The 12,406-nt window shown below is 43.1% G+C and carries 11 protein-coding genes; 6 read left to right on the top strand and 5 right to left on the bottom strand.

Annotated elements, in window-relative coordinates; translation table 11 throughout:
• Window positions 1–55 precede the first annotated feature (55 nt).
• Window positions 56–1,507, top strand: a complete 1,452-nt coding sequence (locus ACHUFM_RS05540) for a sensor domain-containing diguanylate cyclase (RefSeq protein WP_394180358.1) — start codon at window positions 56–58, stop codon at window positions 1,505–1,507.
• Between the two features lie 222 nt (window positions 1,508–1,729).
• On the top strand, window positions 1,730–2,464 hold the full coding sequence (locus tag ACHUFM_RS05535; protein WP_394180356.1) for an oligogalacturonate-specific porin KdgM family protein: 735 nt from the start codon (window positions 1,730–1,732) through the stop codon (window positions 2,462–2,464).
• Window positions 2,465–2,540: 76 nt separating this feature from the next.
• Here ACHUFM_RS05535 and ACHUFM_RS05530 read toward each other — a convergent pair whose 3' ends face one another.
• The 3 genes from ACHUFM_RS05530 to ACHUFM_RS05520 form a co-directional block, all read right to left on the bottom strand.
• The gene (locus ACHUFM_RS05530; RefSeq protein WP_063332219.1) at window positions 2,541–3,212 is read right to left on the bottom strand and encodes a 7-cyano-7-deazaguanine/7-aminomethyl-7-deazaguanine transporter; all 672 of its coding nucleotides are present in this window, start codon (window positions 3,210–3,212) and stop codon (window positions 2,541–2,543) included.
• Between the two features lie 244 nt (window positions 3,213–3,456).
• The gene (locus ACHUFM_RS05525; protein ID WP_394180354.1) at window positions 3,457–4,368 is read right to left on the bottom strand and encodes a hypothetical protein; all 912 of its coding nucleotides are present in this window, start codon (window positions 4,366–4,368) and stop codon (window positions 3,457–3,459) included.
• 95 nt (window positions 4,369–4,463) lie between these two features.
• The gene (locus tag ACHUFM_RS05520; RefSeq protein ID WP_394180352.1) at window positions 4,464–5,480 is read right to left on the bottom strand and encodes a GGDEF domain-containing protein; all 1,017 of its coding nucleotides are present in this window, start codon (window positions 5,478–5,480) and stop codon (window positions 4,464–4,466) included.
• A 184-nt stretch (window positions 5,481–5,664) separates the two neighbouring features.
• Between ACHUFM_RS05520 and ACHUFM_RS05515 the strand changes: the two genes are divergently transcribed.
• From ACHUFM_RS05515 to ACHUFM_RS05505, 3 genes are all read left to right on the top strand, one after another.
• Window positions 5,665–7,353 (top strand): GGDEF domain-containing protein, encoded by a 1,689-nt coding sequence (locus ACHUFM_RS05515; RefSeq protein WP_394180350.1) that lies wholly within the window; start codon window positions 5,665–5,667, stop codon window positions 7,351–7,353.
• Between the two features lie 191 nt (window positions 7,354–7,544).
• Window positions 7,545–8,621: an alkene reductase gene (locus ACHUFM_RS05510; RefSeq protein ID WP_394180348.1), complete on the top strand. Its 1,077-nt coding sequence runs from the start codon at window positions 7,545–7,547 to the stop codon at window positions 8,619–8,621.
• A gap of 162 nt (window positions 8,622–8,783) precedes the next feature.
• Window positions 8,784–9,929 (top strand): methionine aminotransferase, encoded by a 1,146-nt coding sequence (locus ACHUFM_RS05505; protein ID WP_394180346.1) that lies wholly within the window; start codon window positions 8,784–8,786, stop codon window positions 9,927–9,929.
• A gap of 12 nt (window positions 9,930–9,941) precedes the next feature.
• Here the strand turns inward: ACHUFM_RS05505 and ACHUFM_RS05500 are convergent, their stop codons facing one another.
• A complete protein-coding gene (locus ACHUFM_RS05500) occupies window positions 9,942–10,349 on the bottom strand; it encodes a GFA family protein (protein ID WP_394180344.1) in 408 nt (135 codons plus the stop codon).
• Between the two features lie 51 nt (window positions 10,350–10,400).
• Window positions 10,401–11,615, bottom strand: coding sequence for a multidrug effflux MFS transporter (locus tag ACHUFM_RS05495; RefSeq protein ID WP_394180342.1), 1,215 nt, complete (start codon window positions 11,613–11,615; stop codon window positions 10,401–10,403).
• A 220-nt stretch (window positions 11,616–11,835) separates the two neighbouring features.
• Here ACHUFM_RS05495 and ACHUFM_RS05490 point away from each other — a divergent pair, with 220 nt between their 5' ends.
• Window positions 11,836–12,285, top strand: a complete 450-nt coding sequence (locus ACHUFM_RS05490) for a PA2169 family four-helix-bundle protein (RefSeq protein ID WP_394180340.1) — start codon at window positions 11,836–11,838, stop codon at window positions 12,283–12,285.
• The last annotated feature ends 121 nt before the right edge of the window (window positions 12,286–12,406 follow it).

Raw genomic sequence — 12,406 nt, 5'->3', positions numbered from 1 at the left:
CTTCTTTGCTTGTATTGAAAAGGGGGTTGCGTATTACTTGTAGGAATCGTGATCCTTGGATTTAGATCACACGAGTGTACACATGGTATTTGTTATGACGCACCCTGAAAATGAGTTGTTTCGTCTGGAGACTTTGGTCGATTCCTCACCCATTCCTGCTTTTTGGTCCAGTATTGATAGTGGTTCAATTGAATACATTAACTCAGCTTTCCACCGTTTATTTGGATTTGTTTTAGCCGATCTTTCTGACGTCCGTGCTTGGTACTATCTTGCTTCAGGTCAGTCTGATTTTTATTCTCAGGTCATAGAGCCATGGTTGGATGAAACCGACTTACCCTATTCCATTCGAGACATTCAAGTAAAGCTACTTGATAAGCAAGGTGCGGCTTGTCACGTCAATTTGTGCTTTTCAATCGTTGGCCATAAGCGACTCTGGTACTTCAATGACGTTACCAATTACTGTGTTGCTGAGCAGCGCTTGAGTGCTCGCAGTAATATGCTAGAACGGGTGGCAAAAAGTTCTGCTTTGATTGATACCTTACATATGCTGGTACGCCAAATTCAATATGAAATACCACAAGCGATTTGCAGTGTTTTGTTATTTGATTCACAGACGCAATGCTTAAAAATGGGAGCCGCACCGAATTTACCTGAAGCCTATAACCAAGCGATAGATGGGGTAAAGATTGGCTTAAATGTTGGTTCTTGTGGAACGGCGGCGTTTTTGCGTCAGCGGGTCATAGTGGAAGATGTGTTTTGTCACCCATATTGGGCTAGGTTCCATGGTTTAGCGACGTTAGCGGGAATTTCCGCTTGTTGGTCAGATCCCATTATTTCTTCAAAGGGCTCTCTGTTGGGGACCTTTGCTATCTATAAGACCATGCCATCTACTCCCTCTAGTAAAGAGCTGGAACTCATACATTTTGCTAGTAACTTAGCAAGCATTGCCATTGAAAACTTTCGGGCACAAGAAGAGCTTGAGCGACGAGCGTATTACGATCATCTGACTGGGTTGGTAAATCGAGGCTATTTCTTCGAATTGTGTGAGCAAGCTTTGAGTCTCGCACTCACGACTTCTTCACCGATCGCTTTGATCATGCTCGATGTGGATCACTTTAAACAGGTGAATGACTTATATGGTCACAAAAGTGGTGATTTAGTACTGCAGGCTCTAGCAGAGAGTGGTCGTAGCGTATTGGCCGAAGAGGAAGTGCTTGCACGTATTGGTGGTGAGGAATTTATTGTATTGTTACCAGCCGCGACGCAAGCTGAAGCGATACAAAAAGCCGAGCGTTTAAGAGTGAAAATGGAGCGCAGTATGGTGCTCAATGGTGACAATCAAAAAATTTATTTTACGGTTTCTATTGGTGTGGCTTATAAAGCGACAGGTCAATGTTCCGTTGACGAAATGTTAAGTTGTGCAGACAAAGCGCTCTATCAATCCAAGGCTGCGGGTCGTAATTGTGTCTCAGTACTGGAGTGTCAAAGTCAGGAAATGTTGTTTTAGCCGCGTTAATGAATCAGATTTAACCTCCCTTCTTGTTATTTTCACCGTGCATTAATTCATTGATCTAGAAGCTTAATTTTTTAGATTGATGAGTTTAAATCGGCAGTTTTTCCTCTATTGGATAGCTATTTGATCATTTTTTATTCAAAAAATGCTTTCGATTTTATTATCTTAGGTATATATTAAAATATCTGTTCAATAATAATAAAAAGGTGTTTCTATATGGATGTTAAAATTATATCTTGTGTAGTTTTATCAGGATTGGTGTGTGTATCAGCTCATGCGACAAGCATTAATATGAGGCACGAGATTGTGCCTGAGTATGATGATCAGGCGGCCAGTCATTCAGATCGTATTGAAGTCAGCCATCGTTTTTCCAATGGCATTGGCTTTGGTGTTGAGGCGAAATGGAAGAGTAATAACGAACATGCTTTTGGAGAGCTATCAGGTAACGGTCAGCAGAGCAATATCAGCTATCGTATGAAGTTATCTGACGCTGTTACTTTTACTCCTCAATATAAATGGGAATCAGGTTCGAACAAATTAAGCCATCAGTTTAATTTTAGTTTTGGTTACAAGGTAAGCAGTGATTGGTCTGTTGGTTTTAGACATCGCTATAATTACGAAACCAAAGTGGGTTATGACAATTCTCATTATAACCGTTGGACTTTTTCAGCCGGTTATAAAGGTGTTGAGAATTGGTCTCTAAGTTCTGCGATAGACTACACATTTAATCCAGAAGCCTCAGGACCTCGTTGGGAAGATAAGTCGTCTTGGTTTTCCGATGTGAACTTTAAAGGTGAATATACGGGACTCAAGAATGGCTGGAATCCGTTTGTGGAATTTGGCTTGAAGCCTTATAAGTCTGGTGAGACTTATCGTTTTAATGGCGAAGAAGTTAGCGCAAATGATAAATGGCGTCCTCGCTATCGTTTAGGCCTTAAATACAGTTATTAATCCCCTTGAATAACGACTAAGGCATTATTCTCCTTTATATTCAAAGGCCTATTTCGATGAAATAGGCCTTTTTTCATCATCTCGCAGGGTTTGCCAAGCTAAAATTTGGTTGAATCTGTGTTAATTTCTTTGCTAGGAAATTAAGCAGCACACCGTACATTGGCACGAATAAACCTAAGCTAATGATCAACTTAAAAGTAAAGTCTACCATAGCGATTTCAGGCCAATGGGTGGCCATGAAGTCATCTGGACTGCGATAGAAAGCGATGCCAAAAAAAGCCAACGTATCCAGTCCGTTTCCGACCAAGGTTGAAGCCATTGGTGCAACCCACCATTGTTTCAATTGGCGCAGTCGATTAAAAACCTGAATGTCTAACGCCTGACCAAGTAAATAAGCCATCAAGCTGGCAAAGGCAATGCGCGCCACGAAAGTGTCGAAATTTAATAAAGCGGCGAAGCCTTGGAATGCCCCTTGGGCAAAGAGAACAGACAGCACGTAGGAAATGATCAGGGATGGAATCATGACCGTAAAAATGATGCGACGGGCAAGCTGAGCACCAAAAATCCTAACGGTTAAATCGGTAGCCACGAAGATTAAAGGGAAGGTAAATGCGCCCCAAGTGGTATGGAAGCCAAATAGGGTAAACGGAATCTGTACTAGATAGTTGCTTGATGCAATGACCAGTAAATGGAACATGGCGAGGTAGCCTAGGGCTTTGCCCTGCTGCTCGGGGGTAAATGTGCTCATATTGTACCTTTTTCGTTTTATTGGGGTGAGGGAACCCAAATCGGTTAAGAATGAATTGACTTAATGGTCAATACGAATTGACCCAGCGGTCAAATACGAGGCGCGATTATAGCGAAGTGTCGTCAGAGTGCAATCTTTTGTTTAAAAAACACACAGCTTAAATAGACTCAGAGTACCAGCAACTACCTCGTAACGCAGTTTGCGTTACGAGGTAGTTGCTCTGTATAGGAAATCGCTGAGAGGCTTAGGCAGATGGATTACGTCGTTGGTATTCGTTCTGAATGAGTTGCTCAACCATTTCATTGATTTTTAACTCATTCTCTTCCGCTAGGGCATTCAGCTTTTGCTTTGTATTTTGTGTCATGCTGATGCTGTAAGGTTTTTTACCATTCGATTTTTCGCGGAATTTCTTCTGGCTCCACGCCTTTTTCATCTTATCAATTAGTAAGGCTTTGCGGTCTTGGTTGTTCGATAAATCAATTGTCGCAATAACAATGTCTCGTTTCTCACTGTCTTTATGGCTGGTCCAAGCAAGTGGAAGTGGACGAGTTTTTACATTCTGCAGATACGAATAGGCCCATTGCCATTGAGCAACATTATTGTCTTCCAGCCAAGACGTAACAGAGGAGTCTTCTTCAATTTCAAACCACATGCTTTTTAGGGAATCGAGCAGATCCTGTTGCTGCTTTGCGTCTAGTTCACTATGATAAAACGCATTCAAGATGTCTGTGTGGCGATCTGCGTTACTGTCTTTTTCGATTAAAAAAGGCTGGCTTGAAAGGCGTTTAAGCGAGCGATGGATGCCTTGATCTGCGTATTCTTGATCTTTGTCTAAGGTGTGTTTTTTTAAGTAACACCAAAGCCAATGGCATAAGCGGCTATCGAGTTTGTCTATCCAGCGAAAATAACTGTGCGGCAGTTGAGTCGCAGCAAAGGCTGTGGTCATTTGCGTTGCAAAGTTCTTAGGGGCTTTCTTTTTACGGATCAGTAAATCTAGCTCGGTATTGATGTTTTTAATTCGCTCTTCTACCGTTCTTCCTTGAAGGTTTTTGGTGGCAGTGCTGCGAATTTGCTGAACCAAATAGTCAGCGTAGAAGGTGCATTCACGGTCTGAGTTGGCTTCTAAGATTTCAACATCAACATTACTTCTGAACATCGTTATTCCTTTCGCCTTATAATCGGCTCTCATTCTTTTCTACATGGTAGCATCGATCGTAAGTTTTATGTAATTAAATGTGTATCAGTAGATAATTAGATACTGCAACGTACGCTATCACGGCCAGACTGTTTGGCTTCGTACAGATTACTGTCCGCAATATTGAACACTTCTTGTCGTGTTTTGGCTAGGTTTGAGAAGCCAATACCAATGCTAACTGTTATGCCAGATACATCATCCAATGATAACTGACTAATTCCAAGTCGTAATTGTTCCGCCAATGCTAACACTTCTTGGGGGTTACGGTTCAATGTTAAGACCACAAACTCTTCGCCTCCCCAGCGGCCAATGACGTCTTCTGGACGGATGGCTCGATTTAATTTAGCGGCAACTTTGGCGAGGACTTTATCGCCCATCGCATGACCAAACTGATCGTTTACTTGTTTAAAATAATCAATGTCTATAATCATCAGAGCATATCGTTGAGAGTCTTTTTCAATCTGATCAATGCCCAATTCATCAAAGACTCTTTCTATGCCCCTACGGTTCAAAATACCTGTCAGTAAGTCTACATAAGCATAATTTTCCAGCAGGTTAATACGTGAATTGGCCTGTGCCGCTTTTACTCTTAATCTTACAACCGTCCATAGCAAAACAATGTAAACAATATGAGCAACTGCGATATTCAATACCACGCCCATCGTATCTTCCAATCCATGATTTTGAATGAGTACCACATAGTGACCAATGAGAGTGGCAGCTAAGACGATTATAGTGGTAGATGCAGCACGTTTTACTTCTAGAAATAAGTAAGCGATGACGTAATTGAGTCCTAGCCATTGTGCTGCGTTAGAAAACAAGGCATTACTGCCGATGTGATGCCAAATGCTGGTGCTGATTAGGTAGCCTGCCACGATCAGGTAGGTCAGCAAATGGAGATTATTTTGATGTGAATGAGAAGCGTAGCGGCTAGCCACATAAATCACTGCGAAAGAACCAATGCAAATAGGGTAGGCGGTTGCATCATATTGAGAAATGATGCCACTGCTTTCATCAATTAACCAAACCAGCATAAAGCTAACACAAGCCAGTAACAGCAAGCGTCGAAACACCTTCGGCTCCATAATAGGCGGGTGTCGTACTGTTGGTGGTTTGTTGCAATGGCTCATTTAATCAGTTTGCTCGTGTGGTGATTCAGGTTACATAAAATAATATTTTATCGGGCTTTTTGGCATTGTGTATCTGTTTTCATACGGTTTAATGTTAAACCCCCTGTTCATAGCATACTGAAACCTTATGACGATTAAAGCCCGATTGCTCATTGCCGCGTTACTGGTATTTATCCCCGTTGGGTTTCTGGCTTGGACTTCCATGAGAGTGGTCGTGGAAGATATCGTTGTCAGTTGGATAGAACGTTATGCTGAAAAGCAGTTACGATTCGATAAAGTAAGAACCTTACTGCCTCTCATTCAAGAGGTAAAGCTCTCTCAAGATTTTGCACAGCTGGTTCCGTTAAAAGAGTGGGCTAAGAATCCTGATAATCTCTTGTTAAAACAACAAGCATTTAAAGCAACAGAACAATTTCGCCCCTACTTTTCTGACCGTTCTTATTTCATTGCGTTAACCAAAAACGATCGTTACTACTACAGCGATGAGCAAGTTAGTCGCAAAGGCGAAGTGATGACTAAACATGATTTTTATCGGTACACTTTAGATCCAAATAAAGCCTCTGATGCTTGGTTTTACAGTCTCGTTGAAAAGCAACTTGATATCCATTTGAATGTGAATCCAGATGTTGAGTTAGGGGTCATAAAACTTTGGAGTGATATTTTGATTCGCGATGGTGAGCAAATACTCGGAGTGGTGGGTACTGGACTGAATTTAAAAGATTTTTTGAGACAAATGGTCGAAAAGCAAGATATTTATTCAGCCATTGTTTTTACCAATTATAAAGGGGCAATCCAGTTATACCAACAGGCATCCTTGATTGATTACGCCTCAATTACAAAGCAAACCTTGGATAAAAAACAAGTTTTTCACTTATTAGATGATGACGATTCTCAACAGAGCTTAAAACGTCACTACGCGGCCGCCAAACAAGATCCGAATCAAGTGCAAATGACGTTTGTTTATCGCCATGGTGTTCGTCAACTTGCCAGCGTAATCTATATTCCAGAGATTGATTGGTATCAGGTTAATTTTATCGACATTGATCGCTTTCTACCGCTCGAAGAGTTTTTAAATATCTTAATCATTTCATTGATTAGTTTAGCTTGTTCATTGGCATTGTTTTATATAATGATTTCCTTTGTGGTCACTCGTCCACTCAAAGTGTTAGATACATCAATCCAAACGTTGGCTCAACATCATCAAGTTAAGCCATGTGGGCGCTTTGCTGGTGCGGAAATTAAGCGTTTAGTACAACAGTACCAGAAAATGTCTAAAGCCTTGCTTGATCAACAGAATAAGTTAGAGCAAAAAGTAGCCACTCGAACCGCTGAATTAGAGCGCTTGTCATCTTGTGATGTGTTAACGGGTTTGCTCAACCGTCGTGGTTTTAATGAGCAAATGAATCTCTATATGACGGAATGGGAAGTTCATAATGAGAGTTTCGGTCTAATCAACATTGATGTGAACCAATTTAAATCCATCAATGATCGATTTGGTCATTTGGCTGGCGACGAGGTATTACAGGAGATTGCCAGCCATCTTTCCACGTTAGTTGGCGGCATGGGGATAGTGGGACGCTGGGGCGGCGATGAATTTTTGATTTTAGCAAAAGTAGCAGATGGAAAATTAGAATCAATTTGGCACAGTTTACAGACCTCTAAAACGCCACTCTCGGTTGTGCTTCAAGGGCAATTAGAAGAAATTCAATTTAGTTTCGGTCAGAGTATTATTCAACCTGGCGAATCATTGGAAAAATTACTTCTTCGGGCAGACAAGGCCATGTATGAGATGAAGTTTCCAACACAAAGCACCTAGTCTCCAAGGTGACGTCATTTGATCCTAAAGTGGTGGCAAACCTATCGATAAGACTCAAGTCGCTAGCCCCAATCCTAAATAGCCGCCACCAATATCAATTCAGTAAATAGCGTGCAAACGATTGAAATCCCACTACTTAGCCACACTAACTAGCTATCTTTGATATCAAACATATTCTTTTGGAGACCAACATGAGTACCGAGAATCCGCTTTTTAACTCAGTCAAACTGGGTGATTTAGAACTACCGAACCGTTTTGCCATGGCACCGTTAACTCGTTGTCGTGCCCCAGAACATCAGCCGAACGAGCTGATGGCAGAATACTATTCACAGCGTGCTGCAACTGGCTTAGTGATTACGGAGTGTACTATGGTCAGTGAAGGTACGTCGGCGTTCGGTAACGATCCCGGTGTTTATTCGGCTGAACAAGTTCAAGGCTGGAAGCTGACAACCGAAGCGGTTCACAAAGCCGATGGTCGTATTTTTATGCAGATCTGGCATGCGGGCCGTGCTGCGCACCCTCTATTGAATGGTGGTAAAGAAGCGGTGGCACCAAGCGCTATTGCCATTGAAGGCGATACTCACACCCCTGAAGGTAAAAAAGCTTACACAGTGCCAAGAGCTCTTACGAAAGCGGAAATTGCAGACATAGTGCAAGACTTCAAACAGGCTGCGATCAATGCCAAAGAAGCCGGTTTTGATGGCGTGGAAGTGCATGCGGCTAATGGCTATTTGATTGATCAATTCTTAAGAGACAGTGCCAACCAGCGTGATGATGAATACGGTGGTTCCTTTGAAAATCGTGCGCGTTTCTTGATGGAAGTCTTGGATGCGGTAACGGATGTGATGGGCAGCGGTCGTGTAGGTGTGCGTTTATCGCCTTTGAACAGCTTCCAAAGTATGAAAGACAGTGACCCTGTTGGTTTGGTGACCTACCTTGCTAAAGCATTGAATCGTTACAATTTGGCTTACTTACACTTGATGCGTGCGGATTTCTTTGGTCTACAGCAAGCGGATGTTGTGCCTGCTGTGCGTGAGGTGTACGAAGGTCACTTGATGGTGAACATGGGCTACACTCCAGAAGAAGCAACACAAGTCATTGCTGACAAGCAGGCGGACAGTGTGGCCTTTGGTACGGGGATTTTGGCGAATCCAGATTTTGTTTCTCGTGTTAAGCAAGGCGCAGAATTGAACCAACCGAATCCTGATACTTTCTACACACCCGGTGCGGAAGGTTATACAGATTACCCAAGCTTACAAGCAAGTTAATTCGGCTAGTAAACTAGTTTGCAAGTGAAAGCCAAGGCCAAGTGTCTTGGCTTTTTTTTGCCTCAATTTAGGCATTTATAGCATATTGTAAAAGAAAGGTTGACCCTGCTTGTGTCGGTCTTTTAACGTATCGCTTATCACTATTTTTTTAAGGCTGTCATCGTGACTTTGACTTCTAAATTGCCGCAAGTTGGCACCACCATTTTTACGCAAATGTCGTCCCTTGCGGCGCAATATGGCGCGATTAATTTGTCACAGGGTTTTCCCGATTTTTCGGCAGACCAAACATTATTGGAGCGAGCTTCTCACGCTATCTTGCATGGTAATAATCAGTATGCCCCAATGACAGGCTTGCCTGTATTGCGCGAAGCGATTCAAGGCCTTATTGCTCGCCATTACAATCGTCAGGTCAATGCCGATACTGAAATCACAGTCACCAGTGGCGCATCGGAAGCCATTTTTGATGGTATTACTGCCTTAGTGAATGCGGGTGATGAAGTCATCCTATTTGACCCAGCTTATGATCTCTATGAGCCAGCGGTTTCATTAGCAGGAGGGGCATGTAAGCGTGTGGTGTTGAAAGCACCAGACTTTCGACCGGATTGGTCTGAGTTTGCTTCATTGATAACAGATAAAACTCGTTTGGTGATAATCAATACGCCACATAACCCCACTGGAACCTGTTGGCAAGATGACGACTTAGAACAACTTTGGCAAGCGATAAAAGACAGAGACATTTATGTCTTATCCGACGAAGTGTACGAGTTTATTCACTATCAAACTCAAAGTGTGAGTGTGCATCGTCACCATCAATTGGCTGAACGTAGTATGGTGGTGTCGTCTTTTGGTAAAAGCTTCCATTTAACGGGTTGGAAAGTGGGTTATGTGGTAGCTCCAGAAGCCATCACCCGCGAACTGAGAAAGCTGCATCAATACATCACTTTCAGTACTGCTACACCACTACAGCACGCGATTGGCGAGCATTTACTGAGTACTCCAACAGCCAGTGCTGAACTATCGCCCTTCTATCAAGCCAAACGTGATGTCTTGCGTGAGTCCTTGGCTTCCAGTCGTTTTCGCCTGCTACCTTGCCAAGGCACCTATTTCCAATTATTGGATTACAGCGAGATTAGCGACCTAGACGATGTGGCGTTTTGCCAGTACTTGGTGAAAGAGGTTGGCGTCGCCGCCATTCCTGTCAGTGTTTTCTATCAGAACCCACCAACAGAACAACGGCTCATTCGTTTATGTTTTGCTAAAGATGAAACGACTTTGCTCGCTGCCGCGCAGAAATTGGCACGGCTTTAAAGCACCACTGCGTTAGCTTGGCATGGCGTCAAAGCAAGGCGCCTGGTTAAGGTTATCATCCCAGTTGCCCTTGCTGCCCATGAATATATTGGCTTGGGCTTTTATGTCTAAATCGGAATCTAGGCTACCAGCGGGCACCACAACCAAACCGCGAGCTTTGGCATCAATTGGCACATTGGAACCGCAAGTTTGGCAAAAAGCACGTGCAAAGTTACTGTCTGGATGACGATAAAAGTGTATGTTGTCTGCGCCGCTTACCCATGTTAATTCCGCACCCGGCGCAAACAAGTTCGCACAGTGTGAGGTGCCTGAGGTTTTGCGGCAACGACTACAATGACACAAGAAAAACTTCTTAAATTCTCCTATTAGCTTATAACTCACCTGCCCACATAAACAAGAACCAGTATGATGCTGTGACATCAGCTCCTCCGCTTTTTATTATGACGTTGTCGGACTTTCTTTATAACAAATTTACGCCTTAGCGAAAGGTATTTTTCTCGATAAGGTGAAGGTGACGAATAATAAAGCAATCAACGAGCAACAGGTCATGCCCAGCACCATAGGCAAAGGTGTTTTGTCCATAAATGGGCTTAAAACGGCAATAAAAATGGGGCCAATGGCGATTTGCATCGTACCTAATAAAGCTGATGCAGTGCCAGCAATACGGCCGTGGTTTTCCATGGCAAGAATCGAGGTGGTGGGTATCACTAAGCCGACTCCTGCACTGGCGATCAGATAACATCCCATAAACAAATACAAAGAATCGAAGCCAATCAGATATAGGCTGCTCATACAACACATAGCAATAGCACCAATCCACTTACCAGCCCTAATCACACTTTCAATGCCATAACGTGAGCATAGGCGACCATTAAATTGAGCGGCGAAGAAAAAGCACATGGCGTTTAACCCAAAGGCTAAACCGTACTGGGTTTCATTGAGGCCATAATGTTCGATCAGTACAAAAGGTGAGTTGGCCAGATAAATAAAGAAATTGGCCAATGCGAAACTACCGGCAAACACCAACCCCATGTAGTGATTGTCTTTTAACAGGGTCATATAGGCTTTTAAGCTGCTGCCTTGTGAGCGAGTGTGGTGGCGCTCTTCTAAAGACTGACTTTCGCGTAACCCAAATTGAATCAATAACAAGCCCAGACCGGCACAAATGGCGACCAAAACAAAAATGCCACGCCAATCTGTGAAGGTCAGAATGGTACTACCAACCAGAGGCGCGAGAATCGGAGAAACCCCGAATACCAGCATGAGCAAAGACATCAATTTTGTCGCCATCACCCCAGTATACATGTCGCGAACAATGGCCCGAGCAATGACGACACCGGCGGCAGCCCCGATACCTTGCAAGAAACGATAGACGATTAACTCATCTAAAGACGAAGCAAAAATACAGCCAAGTGTGGCGAGAAAGAAAATCCCCATACCAATGAACAAGGGAGGCTTTCGACCAAATTTATCTGACAACGGCCCATAGAAAAGTTGTGACACACTCTGCGCAATGAGAAAAACCGTCAAACTGAATTGCACCTCAGCCACCCCTACCGTGAAAAACTGACTGATTTGCGGCAAGGCAGGTAGATACATATCAATGGCAAAGGGGCCAATCGCTGACAACAAGCCTAAAATGATGGCGATTTTATAGAATCCTACTTGGCGGTCTGAGGTATACATTTTCGTTCCCATGAAAATTGAAAGGTCGCTATTGTACTCTGCTTTTGAGACGAATAAACAGTGGCAGATTAGGTCTGTGATGGTCAAAAGCAGGTTTCAATTTTATGCAGTAAAGATGCAACCTCAGTGCAACCTAATCGGTACGGTTGTTTTTTCATTCTCCATCCTCAACCATAGAAAACGTTAGAGATTGAATTCGAAACGCAAAAAGGAGGAAAACATGCAAACCCAAACGACACAGAGCAAACACATTGCCGATATTATTCAAGTCATGCAGGGTGGTATTGAGTTCTACCAAGAAGCGAAAGACAAACTTCAAGGCGCGCGCTATCAAGCTTTTTTTAATCGTATGATAGACGCCAAACGCGAAGCCGTTGATGACCTTCAGCCCTTTGCTATTGCCGAACAAGGCCATGCCGAGTTGGATACGGATAATCTAGTAAAAGCCCGTCAAACTTACACCAAGTTGATGGCAAAATTATCGGACAACAAAGCCTTTACTTATGTTGATCAACTGGAAGAAGTGGAAGACAAGGTGCTGGATGAAGTTGACACGGCCTTGGAAAAACCACAACCACAAAACTGTGAAGTGACTTTGCAACGAGTCAAAGTACGTATGAAAGAGTGCCATGATGAAATGAAAGCCCTGCAAACGGCAGAGCAACACTAATTCATTCGTAGATATAACAAAAAGCCTGTCCTTCGAATCACGATGTGAACTGACCCCATAAAGTTGGACTCTGTTCTAAGCGGCTTTCAAGGCCTGATTTCGATACGCTATCGGACTCAGG

It is taken from the genome of Marinomonas posidonica, assembly GCF_043643765.1.
GTDB classification, from domain to species: Bacteria; Pseudomonadota; Gammaproteobacteria; order Pseudomonadales; family Marinomonadaceae; genus Marinomonas; species Marinomonas posidonica_A.
The sequence above is the reverse complement of the archived record's forward strand: the minus strand, read 5'-3'. Positions and strand labels throughout refer to the sequence as shown.